This is a genomic window from Falsihalocynthiibacter sp. SS001 (genome assembly GCF_042445055.1).
Lineage (GTDB): Bacteria > Pseudomonadota > Alphaproteobacteria > Rhodobacterales > Rhodobacteraceae > Falsihalocynthiibacter.
Window position 1 is genome coordinate 2,192,736 of sequence record NZ_CP170339.1, and the last position, 19,559, is coordinate 2,212,294.

Here is a 19,559-nt window from a genome sequence, read left to right on the forward strand (position 1 = left end):
GCTATTCCTCCTGAGCGGGCTTGGTATCGGTTCGATCTATCCTGCCAAGTGGTCCAGAAAGATACGCGGCGAGCGCGATCAGAATAACCCACACCCCAAAGAGAAACAGTACAGTGCCAGAGGAAGTGCCCAGTGGCTCGCCAGTTTCGCTGCGCGTGCGCACAAGCGGCAACAACCCAAGCAATAGGAACGCCCCCGTCAGAGGCAATAGCCGTGCGGCATCCGTGGTGCGACGCGCCCGATAGGTGCTTCGCTCAAGGAAAACCGGACGGATAGGCTCCTTCACGCGGGCCCCAATTCACGCATAATTTCAAGAACTTCGCTATTTGAGAATGGTTTCGTCATAAAGTGGCTCACACCATAGCGTTCGGCCAACTCGCGGTCCTTGGTTTGGCCGCGCGCAGTCAGCATCAAGACGGGCAAGGCTTCTGTTTCTTTATGGCTTCTGAGTTCTTGCAGAATATCAAAACCACTGCGATTGGGCAGCATCACATCCAGAATCACTACGTCTGGCGTGGCTCTTTGGATTGCTTCTATCGCCGAGCGTCCGTCGGCGTGGGTATCCACCCGCCACCCGTCGCGCGCCAGAATAAATCGTATAGCCTCAACAATATTTGGTTCGTCTTCTATAAGCAGGACATGCTTGCCCATCTGTCACTCCCCATCTGACATCAGGTTATTCGTGCGCGCCAAGGCTCCCCCCTCAACGCACTAGCGTAACTATTGCGAAACAAGCGCAGCATGTCAAAAACTAGATTTACAGGTTGACGCTAGGCCTCTCCGAAATGCGTGCCGGAGAATACCAAATCAGGAGCTCCAGCAAGTGCTTCGGGCGCGAGCGTCGCAGGCAGAATGAGCATCGTGGCCTCAAGGCGTGGTGCCGTGTCAAATGAGAGCGGCGAAGTTGTCTCGCAAATTGCATAGACCATGAAGCGGCGCGCTGAACTCCCCTGCCCCTGTTGAACACAACGACGGATTGGAACGCTGGGCGCGCGCAACGCTTGATAGAGCGGCCAGTCCTGATGCGCGCCCGTAAATCTTGGAAGCGGGAATCCATCAATCGGCTGGCGCATGGTCATCGTCCCTGCTCCGTCACATATTGCCAACCCAATTGCGGCATTCTCTCCTTGTGACGGAAGCACCAAAAGGCGGCGCATGGCGGATGAGATGCTTGTCGAGAAACGTAATGCGAGGCGTGCGGGGTCGTATTTCTCTTGCTGCGCCGCTTCCTGAAATGCCGCGCGGGGCATATCCATGGCATCCTGAACATAGCGTTCGAAATATTTGCGTGCCGCGTCATTTGCAGCCTCGCCCTGAAGGTTCGCAGCCTTTATTTGATCCGAGATATTGGCGCCCACGTTCTCTAGCTTGGGCAGGTAAAAGCTTTGGCTTCTCAGGTAAGTTTCGAGCACCTCAATCGGAGTTCCGGCACGCGTTATCGCCTGATCGTCACGATCCAGATATGCCACCAGCGCTTGCGATGACTCGGCTAGGCGCACGGAATCTTCGTATAGGTTTCGCTGGAAACGGTCGCGCCACGCCTGCTCCATCTCCTGCGGATCGGCGAGGATCGCGGCGGTTGATCGAATGGCCGTCACCGTCGAAAGCACCTCATGCATCGCGCCCGACAAAATCGGGTCATGCGCCAAACGGTCGGTCAATGTTTCGACTTGTCGCTCGAGGCCCGAGACGCGTTTCGTTTGCCCCGCCAAGAGTGCAGCCCACCCCGGAAAGCGGGCGGTGAATGCTTCGATCTCATCAACTTCCGGGCGTTCGCCCATTTGGTTTGCCGCCGCACTTAGCAGCCGCGCAAGCAATGTAGCTTCGGTTCCTTCGGAGAGCGTCGAGGGGTCAACATCAAGTGCACGCGCGATATCAACCAGCAGCTTACCACCGATTCTGCGACGATTATGCTCGATCAAGTTTAGATACGAGGGAGAAATCCCGACCTTCTGCGCAAGGTCGGCTTGCTTTACGCCGATCGCCACTCGGCGATCCCGAATGCGCCGCCCCGTTAACTCCCGCGCGGCCATGGATATTCCCTTTGTTTTCATCTGATCCCAATGTCGTTTCTGCACCTGCGCGTGAATTAATTTACAACAATCACGCCACTCCTGTCGATAAGTTTACAAAAATATTATTGATTGAAAAGGAGTTGTTGCGAAATTTTCAATCGGCGCCTGATAATAAAGCAGCTCTGTAAAAGAGCGAGCGTCATGTGCGGAGGAGGTATATGGCGCATAATTCAATCGGGAGGATATGAATGTCCAATTCTAAATTTACTCGTCGAGGATTGCTCAGAACCAGTGCCGTAGCCGGTGCTGGTCTTGCCGTGCCTACAATATTTGGTGCGTCTTCAGCGTCTGCTTATGTGAATGAGCCAGACGGCAGCGGCGTGACGCTTGGCTTTAACGTTCCACAAAGCGGCCCGTATGCCGATGAGGGTGCGGACGAGCTTCGTGCCTATGAGCTTGCTGTCGAGCACCTGAATGGCGGCGGCGACGGCGGTATGATCAATACCTTTAGCTCCAAGACATTGGATGGCACAGGTATCTTGGGGAACAAAGTCAACTTCGTGACTGGTGATACCCAAACCAAATCAGACGCAGCGCGGGCTTCTGCGAAGTCGATGATCGAAAAAGACGGCGCCGTGATGATCACAGGCGGCTCTTCTTCTGGGGTTGCGATTGCGGTGCAGGATCTCTGCCAATCGGCCGGTGTTATCTTTATGGCGGGCTTGACCCACTCTAACGACACCACTGGTAAAGACAAAAAAGCCAACGGTTTCCGCCACTTCTTTAACGCATATATGTCCGCAGCGGCGCTGGCGCCTGTGCTCGAGAAAATGTACGGCAAAGATCGCGTAGCGTATCACCTGACGGCGGATTACTCATGGGGCTGGACCCAAGAGGAATCGATCGCGGCAGCAACCGAAGCAATGGGCTGGCAAACAGTGAACAAGGTGCGCACACCGCTCGCCTCTACTGACTTTAGCTCCTACATCGCTCCGGTTCTGAACTCTGGTGCAGACGTTCTTGTTCTGAACCACTATGGCGGTAACATGGTGAACTCGCTTACAAACGCGGTTCAGTTTGGTCTGCGCGAGAAGCAAGTCAACGGCAAGAACTTCGAAATCGTTGTTCCGCTTTACTCTCGCCTCATGGCGCGTGGTGCGGGTGAAAACGTTAAAGGTATCTTTGGTTCGACAAACTGGCACTGGTCGCTTCAAGACGAAGGATCACAAGCATTTGTTCGTTCCTTTGGTGCGAAATACGGCTTCCCGCCCAGCCAGGCAGCGCACACTGTTTACTGTCAGACGCTTCTTTATGCGGATGCAGCGCAGCGCGCGGGTACATTCAACCCATGTGGCATTGTTGAAGCTCTTGAAGGGTTTGAATTCGACGGTTTGGGCAACGGCAAAACACTTTATCGTGCCGAAGACCACCAGTGCTTCAAAGACGTGCTGGTTGTGAAGGGTAAAGAGAACCCAGAAAACGAGTTCGACCTTCTCGAAATCGTTGAGGTTACCCCTGTTGAGCAAGTTACCTATGCGCCAGATCACCCAATGTTTGCGGGTGGTGCGCTAGGCGCATGTAATCCGGGCGCGTAATCGCGACCATTGGTTGGGCGTTCCTGCGCCCAACCCACTTGGCCTGCGTGTAAGCAGCGCCCCATATCATAAAATAATCGGGTGAGGATAATGGACACGCTCCTTCTTCAAATTTTGAATGGGTTGGACAAAGGGTCGGCGTATGCGCTGATTGCCTTGGGTCTAACCCTTATCTTTGGCACGCTGGGGGTGGTTAACTTCGCCCACGGGGCGCTGTTCATGCTTGGCGCTTTTTGTGCGGTAACCTTTAGCCGCCTTCTGAGCTTATCCTTTGTAACTATTGACGAGACCAAGAAAGACTTTCTCGGCAACCCCGCCGAAATCAAAACGCCCTATGTCGAGGCATGGTTCGGCCCCGAAACGGGCGCAGCGATCATCGACTGGGCCGTGCCGCTTTCGCTGTTGTTTGCTATTCCTGTGATGATCGGCATTGGTTTCATTATGGAACGCGGCCTGATCAAGCACTTCTACAAACGCCCTCACGCGGATCAGATCCTTGTGACCTTCGGCCTTGCCATTGTTCTGCAAGAGATCATCAAAGCGATCTACGGCGCGAACCCGATCCCGACCCCTGCCCCTTCGGCATTCAAAGGGTCGTTTGACTTCGGGCTTATGCTTGGAATGGACGCGAACAAGATCATCTATCCCTACTGGCGCATGGTTTACTTTGCCTTCTCGGTGGTCGTGATCGCCGCTGTCTTTAGCTTCCTTCAGTTCACAACATTCGGCATGGTGGTTCGCGCTGGCATGGCTGATCGTGAAACCGTTGGCCTGCTGGGTATCGATATCGACAAACGCTTTACCTTCATGTTTGGCATCGCCGCTGCAGTGGCAGGTGTCGCGGGGGTAATGTACACGCCGATCAACTCTCCGAATTATCACATGGGCATGGACTTCTTGGTTCTGAGCTTTGTTGTGGTGGTTGTCGGCGGCATGGGTAGCCTTCCGGGCGCTGTGCTTGCGGGCTTTATGCTTGGCATCCTCGAGAGCTTTGCATCCATGAACTGGATCAAAGAAATCATCCCTGGAATTGACCAGATCATCATCTATCTGGTTGCGATTATCATTCTGCTCACCCGTCCTCGCGGGCTCATGGGCCGCAAAGGTGTGATGGAGGAATAATCATGCTAGGTCTCGACAAAAAAGACACCAAATTTCTGCTGATCGTGATCGCTCTGACCATGCTGACGCCGTTTCTCACACAGCCATTCGCCGAGAACTCGGGCCTGTCCCAGTTCAACGCGGGCTATCCCGACCTCATGCAACGCTTTGCGATCTATGGAATTTTTGCGATCGGGTTCAACATTCTGTTTGGTCTTACGGGGTATCTTTCGTTTGGTCACGCGGCCTTCTTGGGTGTGGGGTCCTACTCCGCAGTCTGGATGATGAAGCTTCTGACAATGAATGTCATTCCGGGCATCATTCTGGCGATGATTGTATCAGGTCTGTTTGCGCTTCTTATCGGCTATGTGTCGCTGCGCCGCTCGGGGATTTACTTCTCGATCCTGACGCTCGCGCTTGCGCAAATGAGCTTCAACCTTGCCTATTCGGTACTTACACCGATCACCAATGGTGAAACCGGCCTGCAACTGTCGCTCGACGATCCGCGCATCCTCGGCGTTTCGGCCACTGCCGAAGGCTCGATCCCGCCAACCAACCTGTTTGGCATTGCAATGAACAGCTCTGCGAAATGGGAAGTCTGGGGCCACGTGTTTACGTTTAACGTGGGCTACTACTTCTGCGCAGTTATCGCGGTCATCGCGTTCTATATCAGCCTGCGCATCTTCCGTTCGCCATTTGGCCTCATGCTTCGCGCGGTAAAAACCAACCAGACCCGCATGAGCTATACAGGTCTGAACTCCCGCCCCTACACACTCGCGGCCTTTGTTATCTCTGGCATGTACGCGGGCCTTGCTGGCGGACTTCTGGCGGCGATGGACCCACTTGCAGGTGCCGAGCGGATGCAATGGACGGCCTCGGGTGAGGTTGTGATCATGACCATTCTTGGCGGCGCAGGTACACTTATGGGTCCGGTGCTCGGCGCAGGCTTTATCAAGTACTTCGAGAACATCTTCTCCAAGATCAACGATGGCGTCCTTCATGGCTGGTTCGGGTTCCTACCTGATGGACTTGAGAACTTCGTTGTCGCCATCATCCACCCCTTCGTGGGCAAGGGCTGGCACCTCACACTTGGCGCATTGTTCATGCTCGTCGTGATCTTCTTGCCAGGTGGTCTGATGGAAGGTGGCCGTCGTATTGGCCAGTGGTTCAAAAACAAACGTGGCGGTGGGGATCCGAACTCCGATGAGCCCCACGCACCGAAACGCGCCCCGCACGTGGCCGAATAAGGAAGGATACAAAAATGGGTATTCTCGAAGTAAAAAATGTCGGCAAACGGTTTGGCGGGCTTCAGGCGCTCGGTGATGTGAACCTGAGCGTTGCGGAAAACTCCGTACACGCCATTATCGGCCCCAACGGCGCAGGTAAATCAACCCTGCTCAATGTCTTGGTGGGGAAACTCATCCCTGACACGGGATCGGTGATGTTTGATGGCCAATCTGTTCTGGGACGCAAACCGCACGAGATCAACCAAATGGGCATCTCGAGGGTGTTTCAAACGCCCGAGATTTTCTCTGATCTTACGGTTCTCGAAAACGTCCTGATCCCCTGCTTTGCCAGACGCGACGGCGCATATCGCTTGCATGCCTTTGAAACGGTGGCGGATGAGGTCGACATCAATGAGCAGGCCGAAAAAATGCTGTTGGATGTGAATATGCAGGACAAGCTGCACATGACCGCCAGCTCGCTTTCGCGGGGGGACAAACGTCGCCTTGAGATGGCAATGTGCCTTGTTCAGGAGCCGCGTCTGTTGCTCTTGGACGAACCAACAGCCGGCATGGCGCGCGCGGACACCAATAATACCATTGATTTGCTTAAGGAAATCAAAGAGTCCCGCGATATCACAATGGCGATCATCGAGCACGATATGCACGTTGTATTCTCGCTCGCAGAGCGGATCACTGTACTTGCCCAAGGCACTCCCTTGGTCGAAGACACCCCTGAAAACATCAAAGGCCATCCCAAGGTGCGTGAAGCATACCTTGGCGAAGCGCACGAATAGGAGGCCCCATGGCACTCGCGAAAAACGCTAATCATGCGGCCACAGCGCCCGCCTATTTCTCGGTTTGGGATCTCCATGCTTACTATGGCGAAAGCTATATCGTGCAGGGAGTAAGCTTAAACGTTCACGAGGGCGAAATCCTTGCGCTCTTGGGGCGTAACGGCGCCGGCAAAACATCCACCCTACGTGCAATTGCGCGCCTTGATGAGCCTATGCTGACGCATGGCGAAGTTTGGCTGGACCATCAGGCGCTTCATGACAAGAAATCTCACGAAGCCTCCAAGGCTGGCATCGGACTCGTTCCGGAGGATCGCCGCATCATCCCCGGATTGACCGTAGAAGAGAACCTACAACTCGCCCAGATCGCTGAACCCATTGGCTGGTCACTTGAGCGGATTTACGATCTGTTCCCGCGCCTCCGTGAGCGTCGCAAACAAGAGGGCGTAACGCTTTCAGGCGGCGAGCAGCAAATGCTTGCGATTGCGCGCGCCCTCGCCCGCGACATCAAAGTGCTACTGCTTGATGAACCATATGAGGGCCTTGCGCCCGTCATCGTGGACGAAATCGAGAAGACGCTGAACATCATCAAGGAACAAGGCATCACAACAGTCATCGTCGAGCAAAACGCCGTTCGCGCGCTTGAACTGGCGGATCGCGCCGTCATCCTTGATACAGGCACCGTGGTGTTTGACGGACTTGCGGACGAAGTCCTCAATAACGCAGAACTTCGCGCGGAATATTTGGCGATCTAAGCCAGAAATAGGAGCGGCCCCGTTTGAATAAATGCGGGCCGCCCCCTCGCACTCGAACCAATGAGCGGTTACAAATCGACCAAGGAATTCGTGCCCGCCAAATCGCGGCGCACATTGGGAGGAAAGACATCAATATGAGCGATCAAACTTACGCACCCAGCGCCGCATTTTCGGCAGCCTCACACGCAGACAAAGCGACCTACGAGAAAATGTACGCGGAATCCATCGCGGATCCGAACGCATTCTGGGGCGAGCATGGTAAGCGCATCGACTGGATCAAGCCCTACACGCAAGTTTCAAACTCAAACTTCGATCTAGGCAATGTCGACATCAACTGGTTCGCCGATGGAACGCTTAATGTTGCGGCCAACTGTATCGACCGTCACCTTGAAACCCGTGGCGATCAAACTGCGATTATTTTTGAGCCCGACAGCCCCGATGCCGAGGCCCAGCACATAACCTACAAACAGCTCCACGAAAACGTCTGCCGCTTGGCCAATGTGTATAAATCATACGGCGTAGGCAAAGGCGACCGTGTCGTCCTTTACATGCCCATGATCCCAGAGGCCGCCTATGCAATGCTGGCCTGCGCACGGATCGGCGCGGTTCACTCTGTTGTTTTCGCTGGCTTCTCTCCTGATGCGCTGGCAAATCGGATCAACGATAGCGAGGCCAAAATCGTCATTACCGCAGACGAAGCACCACGCGGTGGACGGGCAACCGCGCTCAAATCCAACACCGACGCCGCACTCCTGCATTGCAGCGACCGCGTAAAATGTCTCGTTGTAAAACACACCGGCGGCCAAACAACTTGGATCGAAGATCGTGATGTCGACGTAAAGGCCGATATGGCGGCTGCCAGCACCGACTGCCCTGCCGAAGAGATGAACGCCGAAGACCCGCTGTTCATCCTCTATACTTCCGGCTCAACCGGCCGTCCGAAAGGCGTGGTCCACTCCTCTGGCGGGTATCTCGTTTATGCATCGATGACGCATAAATACACATTCGATTATCATGACGGCGATATCTTCTGGTGCACCGCTGACGTCGGTTGGGTCACGGGGCACAGCTATATTATCTACGGCCCGCTCGCGAACGGCGCGACAACATTGATGTTTGAAGGCGTGCCCACCTATCCGGATGCAGGACGTTTCTGGGCTGTTTGTGAAAAGCACAAGGTAAATCAATTCTATACCGCCCCTACGGCGATCCGCGCCCTGATGGCGCATGGCAATGAACCCGTCGAGAAATACGACCTCTCGTCGCTAAAGTTGCTCGGAACAGTTGGCGAGCCGATCAATCCAGAAGCTTGGAATTGGTACAACGACGTCGTCGGCAAAGGAAATTGTCCGATCGTAGACACATGGTGGCAAACCGAAACAGGTGGGCACCTCTTGACACCCCTCCCAGGCGCGACGGCCACAAAACCGGGATCTGCGACCCTGCCGTTCTTTGGGATTGCACCAGTCGTTCTCGACGCGACAAGCGGTGAAGAAATCACAGAGACAGAGGCCGAGGGCGTGCTTTGCTTCAAGACCAGCTGGCCAGGCCAAATGCGAACAGTTTTCGGCGACCATGAACGTTTTGAGAAAACATATTTCGCTGATTACAAAGGCTACTACTTCGCGGGCGACGGCTGTCGTCGGGACGCGGATGGCTATTACTGGATCACGGGGCGCGTCGATGACGTAATCAACGTATCGGGCCACCGCATGGGCACAGCCGAAGTCGAGAGCGCCCTCGTGGCCCACTCAAAGGTCGCCGAAGCCGCAGTTGTCGGTTATCCGCACGATATCAAGGGCCAAGGGATCTACGCCTATGTGACCTTGATGAATGGTCAAGAACCTTCGGACGAATTGCGCACAGAGCTTGAAAAATGGGTCCGCACCGAAATCGGCCCGATTGCCAAGCCAGACGTTATCCAATGGGCGCCGGGCCTTCCCAAAACACGCTCGGGTAAAATCATGCGCCGCATTCTTCGTAAGATTGCCGAGAACGACTATGGGTCTCTGGGCGACACATCCACGCTTGCAGACCCAAGCGTTGTTGATGAATTGATCGAGAACAGAGCGAAGTAAACGAATAAGCCGCACCCATTGGATGCGGCTTATCTAACTATGAGAAGAGGGCGCGGAGTATCAAGCTTCGCGCCCTTTGATCATTATTTAAGAGCAGCGTCAGTGACGACTGTTGTATAGGCGCCTTCTGGTTCTTTGCTGATAACAGGGTCCGAACCACCACCTAGCAATGTCGCAACGGTACGTTTGTAATCGTCCATGTCGAGCGTGCCGTCAGTGCCCGCTGTCAATTTGGCGATTTCACCCATCATACGCACCTGATGCTTCTCGGTTTGCGCACCAGTTTCGTCATTCTCAAGAACGATGCTCGCGGCTTCTTCTGGGTTCTCTTCTGCCCACTTCCAGCCCTTCATCGACGCGCGTACGAACCGCGCAAGTTTGTCGACTTCAGCTTCGTCAGCGAGTTTGTCTTCGAGAACATAGAGACCATCTTCGAGCGTTGATACACCCTCTTCTTCATACTTGAAGAGCACGAGATCGTCCGGTGTCAGACCAGCATCAATAACCTGCCAGTATTCGTTGTATGTCATTGTCGACACACAGTCAGCCTGTCCTTGGAGCAAAGGATCAACGTTGAAGCCCTGCTTGAGAACAGTCACGCCATCGTCGCCACCGCTTGTTGAATAGCCAAGCGTACTCATCCAGCTAAGAAACGGGTATTCGTTGCCGTAGAACCATACGCCGAGTGTTTTGCCGGGGAAATCAGCGGGTGACGTAATTCCTGTGTCCTTACGACAAGTCAGCATCATACCAGAGCTTTTGAACGGCTGCGCGATATTCACCAAAGGCAAACCAGCTTCGCGCGCCGCAAGCGCGGAGGGCATCCAATCAACGACGACATCAGCGCCGCCACCAGCGATGACCTGCGCAGGCGCCACATCGGGACCACCAGGTTTGATTGTTACATTCAGGTCTTCTTCTTCGTAAAAGCCGTTCTCCAGCGCAACGTAGTATCCTGCAAACTGTGCTTGCGTGACCCACTTGAGTTGTAGCGTTAGATCATCAGCCGAATGAGCCATTCCCGAAGTCAGGCTCAGGGCAAAGACGCTGGTTAATAGTTTTTTCATTTATAGTCTCCCTTATTGGTTTCTTATTTATTCTATCGGCGGCGCTGCGACGGGTGCCAGAATGTCACCCCCTTTTCGACAAGCGCGACGATTCCGTAAAACAAAGATCCAGCGATCGCAGCGACCGTGATTTCCGCCCAGACCATATCAAGCCCAAGGCGTCCGACCTCTGTTGAAATGCGAAAACCCATGCCGCGTGTCGGAGAACCGAAGAATTCGGCAACGATTGCCCCAATAAGCGCCAGTGTTGTCGCAATTTTAAGCCCGTTAAAAACGAAGGGCATTGCTGCGGGCAAGCGTAGTTTAAACAAGCTTTGCCAATAGGTTGCGGCATAACTCCGCATTAAATCCCGCTGCATCGCGTCCGTCTCCTTGAGGCCTTGAACAGTATTAACCAACATCGGGAAAAATACCATGGCCACGACAACCGCCGCTTTGGACTGCCAGTCGAATCCAAACCACATCACAAGGATCGGTGCGGTGCCGATAATCGGTAGCGCGGCAATGAAATTCCCGACGGGCAGTAGGCCCCGCTGAAGGAACGGCGAGCGATCAATCAGGATGGCGGTCAAGAAGGCAGCGCCGCACCCGATAATGTAGCCGGACATCGCGCCTTTGATGAAGGTTTGCACAAAATCCGTCCAAAGGATCGGCAAACTATCCGCAAAACGCGCAGCAATCGCCGAAGGCGGCGGCAAGATCACCGAGGGTACTTCAAGCCCACGTACGAGCCCCTCCCAAACCACCAGAATTGTTACGCCAAACAACGCAGGAACGAACAGTTTACCCGCGCGCGTTTTCGCCCATTTGCTATTGGCAATGCGAATATTCACAAACATCGCAACAAGCCAGAAAACGATAACAGAAACGACCCAAATCATTGCGACATCCCCATTTTCTTGAGGGTGACACGCTGTAGATACCCGATAAACCCGACCAAACAGGCCGCCATAATCGCCGCAGCAAAGAGCGCGCTCCAAATCTGGATGGTTTGCCCGTAATAGCTTCCCGTCAGCATTCGTCCGCCAAAACCGCGCAGAGGGCTAGAGGAAAGCTCCGCAACAATCGCACCGACCAACGCGGCCGCGATACCGATTTTCAGGCTCGTAAAAAGGTAGGGCATCGAACTTGGAAGCCGCAACTTCCAAAACGTTTCCTGACCGCTCGCGTTATAGGTCTTCATCAAGTCGAGTTCGCTAGTGGTCGGAGCTCGAAGGCCTTTGACCATACCAACCACAACAGGGAAGAACGAGAGATAGGCCGCGATAACCGCTTTGGGCAACAGCCCCTGAACCCCTATTGAATTCATAACTACGACGATCATCGGCGCAATGGCGAGGATCGGGATCGTTTGGCTCGCGATTGCCCAAGGCATCACGCTCATGTCCATCGCTTTGTTATGAACAATACCAACAGCCAATAGGATTCCGGCAATCGTGCCAAGCGCAAATCCGACCAAGGTCGAACTCAATGTAATCCAGCCATGATAGATCAGGCTTCGCTTTGACATGGCCTTGCCGTCTAACGCCATTTCACCGGTCGTTTTCCACAACTCTCCGGTTACCTGATGCGGCGCGGGGAGAACGGGGCGTTCCTGCTCCATTGTGTCAGTCAAAACTTCGTTAAATGACAACTCAACTTGTGCGCGCTCGGCCTGTTCTAGCGTCCATTTCTTGTTCATCTGGTACGTTCCCACATACCAAATCAAAGCAATCGCCGCGACAACGGTTAAAATCGGGAGAATGTTACGCATTGGTGCGCCCTCCCCTCATTGAGATTAATCTAGGCATCGCCATGCCCCGCTCGCAGCCCTTCGCGGACACGGTGCGCGATGTCGATAAACTCCTTGCTATCGCGAATTTCCAGCGGCCTTTCCTTGGGGAGCGTGCTTTCGATCACATCGGTAATGCGGCCAGGGCGCGGGCTCATCACAACGATCTTGGTGCTTAGATATACGGCCTCTGGGATGGAGTGTGTCACAAAACCGATGGTCTTGTTCGTGCGCGCCCAAAGCTGCAAGAGTTGTTCGTTCAGGTGGTCCCGCACGATCTCATCAAGGGCGCCGAAGGGCTCATCCATCAAGAGGATATCGGCATCAAAAGCAAGCGCGCGCGCGATGCTGGCGCGTTGCTGCATACCGCCTGAAAGCTGCCACGGATATTTGTTGCCAAAGCCGCCAAGCTCAACCAGCTCAAGAACCTTTTGCACTTTCTCTTTTTGCTCGGCCTTCGAGAACCCCATAATCTCTAGAGGAAGTTTGATATTGCCCGCAATCGTGCGCCACGGATACAAACCCGCGGCCTGAAAAACAAAGCCATACGCGCGGTTTTGGCGTGCTTCCTCGGCGGACATTCCCTTTACGGTTAATGTCCCACCTGTTGGCTTTTCAAGCGCGGCGATCGTGCGCAGAAACGTTGTTTTGCCACAGCCGGACGGCCCGATAAAACTAACAAAGTCTCCTTCATTTATTTCGAGATTTACGTCCTTCAGAGCGTGGACAGGACCATCATTCGTTTGGAAAGTCAGGTCCAGATTTTTAGCTTCAATAATCGTAGCTTGGCTCACGCCGTCCCCCTAGATACTGCTGGATTCTCCAGTCGTTATCGCATGCGCCGCATAATGCGACGCATGTTCTTAATTTTAGATTTATATCCCTGCGGGAATGTTCAGCGGATCACGATTAATGACACGCGGAGAGTTCAAATCTTTCCATTTGCTGAGCGCCTTGGACGCGCTTGAGAAAGCAGGACGCGGAACAAATCGACCACGTCCCGGTTGTGGCTGGCTATTTTGCCCCCACGCCCAAATGACCTCTCCGCGGCTCAATGTGTAACGGCTTTGGGCTTTGACTTCGAACCCCTCAAACACATTGTAATCCAACACAGAATGATGATTTGCCTGACTGATCGTCTTGGAGATTTTGGGATCCCAAACAACGATATCCGCGTCAGCGCCTTCCATAATCGCACCCTTCTTTGGGTAGATGTTTAGAATTTTCGCAACATTCGTCGATGTCGCCGCAACAAACTCGTTCGGCGTCAAACGACCGGTTTCAACACCCTCGGTCCAGAGCACGGCGAGGCGCTCTTCCAATCCGTTCGAACCGTTGGGAATAAGGCAGAAATTATCCTTACCCATCAACTTCTGCTCGGACGTAAAGGCCGCGTGGTCGGTTGCAACGACCTGCAACGAGCCACTTTGCAGACCCGCCCAAAGGCTCTTTTGGTGCTCTTTGTTGCGGAATGGCGGGCTCATGACGCGACGTGCGGAATGCATCCAATCGCCCTTGAAATACTCGCTTTCGTCCAAAGTCAGGAACTGAATCAACGGCTCGCCATAGATACGCATCCCCTTTTGACGCGCGCGGCGAATGGCCTCGTGCGCCTGCTCGCAAGACACGTGGACGATATAAAGCGGCGTTCCCGCAGCATCGGCAATTGTGATCGCGCGATTAGCGGCCTCCCCCTCAACCTCAGGCGGACGTGAATAGGCATGCCCCTCAGGGCCAGTGATCCCTTCGGCGAGGTATTTTTTCTGAAGAATATCAACAATATCGCCATTCTCGGCATGTACCATTGGAAGCGCGCCAAGCTCCTTGCAACGCATAAAGGACGCGAACATTTCATCGTCCTCCACCATCAAAGCGCCCTTATACGCCATGAAGTGCTTGAACGAGTTCACGCCCATATCCACGGCGTCTTTCATTTCGGCGTGGATTTGTTCATTCCAGCCCGTAATCGCCATGTGATACCCGATATCGGCACAAATTTGCGGAGCGGATTTGCGGTGCCATTCATTGATCGCATTCTTGATCGAACCATCCTCACCGGGAAGGCAGAAATCGACCAACATCGTCGTTCCGCCCGCGGCGGCGGCCCATGTGCCGCTTTCGAAGGTTTCGGCCGCAGTTGTGCCCATAAATGGCATCTCAAGGTGGGTATGCGGATCAATTCCGCCAGGGATCACATAGGCGCCTTCGGCGTCGATATACTCGTCGCCTTTAAGGTCCTCACCGATCTGCTTGATGATCTCTCCCTCGATCAAAACATCGGCTTTCCAAGTGCGATCCGCCGTGCAAACCGTACCGTTTTTAATGACTTTACTCATTGAATTCGCTCCCTATTCCACGATTTCGGCAGTTTCCAGAACGGCATGCAAAAGCACATCAGCGCCCGCAGCGGCCCATTCCTTGGAAATTTCCTCCGCCTCATTATGCGACAGCCCGTCCACGCAAGGGCACATGACCATTGCCGTCGGTGCTACACGATTGATCCAGCAGGCATCATGACCCGCGCCAGAGATCAAATCCCGATGCGAATATCCAAGCCGTTCCGCAGCACTACGAATTGCGGTGACGCAAGTTTCGTCAAATTCCACAGGATCAAATCCACCTGTTTTCTCAAACGAAATCTCGAGCCCCATCTCATCGCAAATTGCTTTGCCGCCCTCGCGAAGACGTGCCTCCATATCCTTAATCACTTCGATTTCAGGAGAACGGAAATCAACGGTGAACACGACCTTACCCGGAATCACATTGCGTGAGTTCGGATAGACATCAATATGACCTGCTGCACCAACCGCGTGGGGTGCATGCGACAGCGCAATTTGATTAACCAGTTCGAGCACATGCGCCATTCCGAGTCCTGCGTCTTTGCGCATTGGCATCGGAGTCGAACCAGTATGGGCATCCTTGCCGGTGATTGTCACTTCCGTCCACGAAAGCCCTTGGCCATGCGTAACAACACCGATTTCCTTGCCCTCTGCCTCGAGGATCGGACCCTGTTCAATGTGCAACTCAAAGAAGGCATGCATCTTGCGATCACCAACCTTCTCTTCTCCGCGCCAGCCGATACGCGCAAGTTCGTCGCCGAACTTCTTACCCTCTGCATCTTCGCGGTCATAGGCCCAGTCCTGTGTGTGGACACCGGCAAAAACGCCGCTCGCCAACATTGCAGGTGCAAATCTGGTCCCTTCTTCGTTGGTCCAGTTTGTCACAACAATGGGGTGTTTTGTCTTGATGCCCAGATCGTTCATCGTGCGCAGCAACTCAAGCCCGCCGAGAACACCCAGAACACCATCATATTTACCGCCTGTCGGCTGTGTATCCAAATGGCTTCCGACATAGACTGGAAGCGCATCTGGATCGGTCCCTTCGCGATGGGCAAACATGTTACCCATCTGGTCGAGGCCCATGGTACAGCCCGCATCCTCGCACCATTTCTGGAACAAAGCGCGGCCTTCGCCATCTTCATCTGTTACCGTTTGGCGGTTGTTACCGCCGGCAACTCCGGGTCCGATTTTGGCCATATCCATGAGACTTTCCCAAAGACGTTCGCCGTTAATTTTCAGGTTTTCACCCGGAGCTGCCATAGTATTTCCCCTAGTCTAGTGATTTAAGAACGTCGCCTAACGTCCCGATTAGTTTATCAATATGCTCTTTCTCGATGATGAGAGGCGGACTCATCGCAATGATATCTCCGGTTGTACGCACAAGAATGCCCTTCTCATACGCAGCAAGGAATGCATTGAACGCACGCTTGGTTGGCTCGCCCGCAATAGGCTCCAACTCGATCGCGCCAATAAGGCCCATGTTGCGGATATCAATGACATGCGGAAGCCCCTTCAGGCTGTGCAGAGCTTCTTGCCAATATGGCGCCATGTCGGCGGCACGCTTGAACAACTCTTCCTCGCGGTAGGTCTCCAGCGTCGCGAGCCCAGCAGCCGAAGCCACGGGATTCCCCGAGTATGTATAGCCGTGGAACAGCTCAATCATATGCTCAGGGCCAGTCATGAACGCATCATGAATTTCGCTGGACGCAAGAACGGCACCCATAGGAATGACGCCGTTTGTGAGCCCCTTGGCAGTCGTAATAAGGTCCGGCGTAACGCCGAAATGTTCGGCACCGAAGCTGGAACCAAGACGACCGAAGCCAGTGATAACTTCGTCAAAAATCAGCAGGATACCGTATTTCTTGGTCAAGGCGCGCAGGCGCTCAAGATAACCCTTCGGCGGCATGATAACCCCTGCCGAACCTGCCATTGGCTCAACGATCACGGCCGCGATGGTTTCTTCGCCGTGAAGCGCAACCATACGCTCAAGATCATCCGCAAGGTCCGCGCCATGCTCTGGCTGACCCTTGGTATACGCATTTTTATCAATCAAATGCGTGTGCGGAAGATGAAGGACACCGTTCAGGTGCGTTCCGAACATGCGGCGGTTATTCACCAGTCCGCCAACGGAGATTCCGCCAAAGTTTACGCCGTGATACCCCTTTTCACGACCAACAAGACGTGTGCGCGTGCCCTGCCCGATGGCGCGCTGGTATGCCAATGCAATCTTCAGTGCAGTCTCGACGGATTCAGAACCAGAGTTCGTAAAGAACACATGATCCAATCCTTTCGGCGCCATATCCCGAAGCGAACTCGCAAGTTCGAATGCCTTGGGGTGCCCCATTTGGAAGGGCGGCGCATAGTCTAGTTCTGCAACCTGTTTTTGCACTGCTTCGGTAATCTTGGGCCGTGCATGCCCCGCATTACAGCACCAAAGACCCGCGGTTCCATCCAGAACCTGACGGCCATCTGCCGTGGTGTAATACATTCCTTCGGCACCCACGAACATACGTGGATTTTTTTTAAACTGCCGATTGGCCGTAAAAGGCATCCAAAACGCTGATAGATCGTTTGGCATATTTGAGTGATCGTTTGCCATCATGGCCTCCCTAAAGTGAGCAATGGTGTTATATTGCTCGCTTCCAAAACAGTTTGACCATTTGGTCAAACTCACGCTAACAGAGGAAGAAAGTCAGTCAAGTTTTTCGACCTGAATCCCCCTCGAAAAATTACAGTAGCAGAGCATTCCTGCCTAAAGAAACGATTAAAATGGCACAAAATTGAGCAGCGCGTTAAAAGGCATATTAACTTACACATTTAAGGGGCGGAAGTTCCACTCAAAGAGGCCGAAATGAACCCAAAACGTCCCAAAACCCGAATCCAGCAAAAGAATACTTCGACGATTCTCGAGGCGGCTCTGGAGGTGTTCTCGAAATACGGGTATCGCGGCTCTACTCTCGACCAAATTGCCAAGACTTCTGGCCTGAGCAAGCCTAATTTGCTCTATTATTTTCCGTCCAAGGAGGCCATCCACACCACGCTCCTTGAGGGGCTCTTGGACACTTGGCTCGATCCGCTTCACAAACTCGATGCCTCTGGTGATCCGCGCGAGGAAATCATCGCCTATGTGAACCGCAAACTGCAAATGAGCCGTGATTTTCCGCGTGAAAGTCGCCTCTTTGCGAACGAAATCCTTCAGGGAGCACCGCGCATCGGCGGCGCAATTGAAGGTGAACTCAAGGACCTGGTCGACGAAAAATCACTCGTTATCGAACGCTGGATCGACGAAGGCAAAATCGCCAAAGTCGACCCGCGGCACCTGCTTTTCTCGATCTGGTCGCTAACACAACATTACGCCGATTTTGATGTGCAGGTCCGAATGATCCTAGGTGACGAACATCCCGACCCCTTCCCCGATGCCGAGGAATTTCTGGACACGATGTTCACTCGACTTCTTCGCGCAGACCCAAAATAAAAAAGGCCCCGCAAACGCAGGGCCTTGATCAGGTATTTTTGCTGGATTACTCCGCAGCAACCGAAGGGTTGTTTGGATGCTCGGTCCAGTTTGCATAACCGCCGGCTTTCTCGCCAGTACGCTCGTCAATTGCTCCATCGTCGAGAGTCTTCATCGTGATGCAATTCTCAACAGGGCAAACATTGACACAAAGGTTACAGGCGACGCATTCGCTGTCATCGACCGTAAACACACGATCGTCAGACATCAAAATCGCCTGATGGCTTGTGTCTTCACAAGCGGCGTAACAGCGACCGCATTTGATGCAATCGTCTTGGTTGATAACCGCTTTCGTGACGTGATTGAGATTCAAGTACTGCCAGTCCGTTACGTTCGGAGTTGCCTGACCGATGAAATCAGCCGTGCTGGTGTGGCCTTTTTCGTCCATCCATTGGCTTAGGCCCGAGATCATCTCTTGTACAACTTTGAAACCATAGGTCATCGCGGCGGTACAAACCTGCACGTTCCCTGCCCCAAGCGCCATAAATTCCGCAGCATCGCGCCACGTTGTAACGCCACCGATACCAGAGATCGGCAGGCCCGCAGTTTCGGGGTTGCGCGCGATTTCAGCAACCATGTTCAACGCGATTGGTTTCACCGCAGGGCCACAATAGCCGCCATGCGTACCCTTGCCATCGATCATTGGCTCTGGGCTCATCGCATCCAAATTGACGCTGGTGATCGAGTTGATTGTATTAATCAAGCTTACCGCGTCTGCGCCACCGCGCTTGGCGGCCTCGGCCGGTTTGCGCACGTCGGTGATGTTGGGTGTCAGCTTTACGATCACCGGCATCCGCGTGTTTTGCTTACACCAGCGCGTCACCATTTCGATGTATTCGGGCACCTGACCAACGGCGGATCCCATGCCGCGCTCGGCCATTCCGTGCGGACAACCGAAGTTCAACTCAACACCATCTGCGCCAGTTTCTTCGACAACAGGTAGGATCGCCTTCCATGCTTCCTCTTCGCACGGAACCATAAGCGAGACCACAACCGCACGATCAGGATAATCCCGCTTTACGGCCTTGATTTCACGAAGGTTTGTTTGCAGCGGGCGATCGGTGATCAACTCGATGTTGTTCAACCCCAGCAACCGTCGGTCTGCGCCAAAGATCGCGCCATAGCGTGGGCCGTTTACGTTCACAACAGGCGGCCCTTCGGCACCTAGAGTTTTCCAGACGACACCACCCCAGCCTGCTTCGAAAGCGCGGCGAACGTTATATTCTTTGTCCGTCGGAGGCGCAGACGCCAGCCAGAACGGGTTCGGAGATTTGATGCCAACGAATGTGCTTGTTAGATCGGCCATG

18 protein-coding genes are annotated in these 19,559 nt (G+C 53.9%); 7 read left to right on the plus strand and 11 right to left on the minus strand.

All coding sequences use genetic code 11. The features are described 5' to 3' along the window. Position 1 precedes the first annotated feature (1 nt). The 3 genes from ACFE33_RS10490 to ACFE33_RS10500 all read right to left on the minus strand — a co-directional run bounded on the left by ACFE33_RS10490 (position 2) and on the right by ACFE33_RS10500 (position 2,033). On the minus strand, positions 2–286 hold the full coding sequence (locus ACFE33_RS10490; RefSeq protein ID WP_380053053.1) for a hypothetical protein: 285 nt from the start codon (positions 284–286) through the stop codon (positions 2–4). Further along, positions 283–651, minus strand: coding sequence for a response regulator transcription factor (locus tag ACFE33_RS10495; protein WP_380053055.1), 369 nt, complete (start codon positions 649–651; stop codon positions 283–285). The genes ACFE33_RS10490 and ACFE33_RS10495 overlap by 4 nt, the downstream gene beginning before the upstream one ends. 119 nt (positions 652–770) lie before the next feature. After that, positions 771–2,033, minus strand: coding sequence for a helix-turn-helix domain-containing protein (locus tag ACFE33_RS10500; RefSeq protein WP_380053057.1), 1,263 nt, complete (start codon positions 2,031–2,033; stop codon positions 771–773). 230 nt (positions 2,034–2,263) lie between these two features. On the opposite strand from ACFE33_RS10500, the gene ACFE33_RS10505 reads away from it, so the two are divergent. The 6 genes from ACFE33_RS10505 (at position 2,264) to acs (ending at position 9,561) form a co-directional block, all read left to right on the plus strand. Next, positions 2,264–3,610 (plus strand): substrate-binding protein, encoded by a 1,347-nt coding sequence (locus ACFE33_RS10505; protein WP_380053058.1) that lies wholly within the window; start codon positions 2,264–2,266, stop codon positions 3,608–3,610. Between the two features lie 90 nt (positions 3,611–3,700). After that, a complete protein-coding gene (locus ACFE33_RS10510) occupies positions 3,701–4,732 on the plus strand; it encodes a branched-chain amino acid ABC transporter permease (RefSeq protein WP_380053060.1) in 1,032 nt (343 codons plus the stop codon). Between the two features lie 2 nt (positions 4,733–4,734). Beyond that, entirely contained in the window at positions 4,735–5,958 is a 1,224-nt protein-coding gene (locus ACFE33_RS10515; RefSeq protein ID WP_380053062.1) for a branched-chain amino acid ABC transporter permease, read from the plus strand. 14 nt (positions 5,959–5,972) lie between these two features. After that, a complete protein-coding gene (locus ACFE33_RS10520; protein ID WP_380053064.1) occupies positions 5,973–6,731 on the plus strand; it encodes an ABC transporter ATP-binding protein in 759 nt (252 codons plus the stop codon). A gap of 8 nt (positions 6,732–6,739) precedes the next feature. Continuing rightward, entirely contained in the window at positions 6,740–7,483 is a 744-nt protein-coding gene (locus tag ACFE33_RS10525; RefSeq protein ID WP_380053066.1) for an ABC transporter ATP-binding protein, read from the plus strand. Between the two features lie 134 nt (positions 7,484–7,617). Then, on the plus strand, positions 7,618–9,561 hold the full coding sequence (acs, locus tag ACFE33_RS10530; protein WP_380053068.1) for an acetate--CoA ligase: 1,944 nt from the start codon (positions 7,618–7,620) through the stop codon (positions 9,559–9,561). Between the two features lie 83 nt (positions 9,562–9,644). On the opposite strand, the gene ACFE33_RS10535 is transcribed toward acs, so the two are convergent. The 7 genes from ACFE33_RS10535 to ACFE33_RS10565 all read right to left on the minus strand — a co-directional run bounded on the left by ACFE33_RS10535 (position 9,645) and on the right by ACFE33_RS10565 (position 17,337). Then, positions 9,645–10,628: an ABC transporter substrate-binding protein gene (locus ACFE33_RS10535; RefSeq protein ID WP_380053070.1), complete on the minus strand. Its 984-nt coding sequence runs from the start codon at positions 10,626–10,628 to the stop codon at positions 9,645–9,647. Positions 10,629–10,660: 32 nt separating this feature from the next. Further along, positions 10,661–11,509, minus strand: coding sequence for an ABC transporter permease (locus ACFE33_RS10540; protein WP_380053072.1), 849 nt, complete (start codon positions 11,507–11,509; stop codon positions 10,661–10,663). Then, the gene (locus ACFE33_RS10545; protein WP_380053074.1) at positions 11,506–12,381 is read right to left on the minus strand and encodes an ABC transporter permease; all 876 of its coding nucleotides are present in this window, start codon (positions 12,379–12,381) and stop codon (positions 11,506–11,508) included. The genes ACFE33_RS10540 and ACFE33_RS10545 overlap by 4 nt, the downstream gene beginning before the upstream one ends. Positions 12,382–12,410: 29 nt before the next feature. Beyond that, entirely contained in the window at positions 12,411–13,193 is a 783-nt protein-coding gene (locus tag ACFE33_RS10550) for an ABC transporter ATP-binding protein (protein ID WP_380053076.1), read from the minus strand. An 81-nt stretch (positions 13,194–13,274) separates the two neighbouring features. Then, entirely contained in the window at positions 13,275–14,735 is a 1,461-nt protein-coding gene (gene hydA / locus ACFE33_RS10555; protein WP_380053078.1) for a dihydropyrimidinase, read from the minus strand. 12 nt (positions 14,736–14,747) lie between these two features. Next, on the minus strand, positions 14,748–15,998 hold the full coding sequence (locus ACFE33_RS10560; protein ID WP_380053080.1) for a Zn-dependent hydrolase: 1,251 nt from the start codon (positions 15,996–15,998) through the stop codon (positions 14,748–14,750). 10 nt (positions 15,999–16,008) lie between these two features. Next, the gene (locus ACFE33_RS10565; protein ID WP_380053082.1) at positions 16,009–17,337 is read right to left on the minus strand and encodes an aspartate aminotransferase family protein; all 1,329 of its coding nucleotides are present in this window, start codon (positions 17,335–17,337) and stop codon (positions 16,009–16,011) included. A 252-nt stretch (positions 17,338–17,589) separates the two neighbouring features. On the opposite strand from ACFE33_RS10565, the gene ACFE33_RS10570 reads away from it, so the two are divergent. Continuing rightward, the gene (locus ACFE33_RS10570) at positions 17,590–18,213 is read left to right on the plus strand and encodes a TetR family transcriptional regulator C-terminal domain-containing protein (protein WP_380053084.1); all 624 of its coding nucleotides are present in this window, start codon (positions 17,590–17,592) and stop codon (positions 18,211–18,213) included. A 46-nt stretch (positions 18,214–18,259) separates the two neighbouring features. Here the strand turns inward: ACFE33_RS10570 and preA are convergent, their stop codons facing one another. Beyond that, on the minus strand, positions 18,260–19,558 hold the full coding sequence (gene preA, locus ACFE33_RS10575) for an NAD-dependent dihydropyrimidine dehydrogenase subunit PreA (protein ID WP_380053086.1): 1,299 nt from the start codon (positions 19,556–19,558) through the stop codon (positions 18,260–18,262). Position 19,559 lies beyond the last annotated feature (1 nt).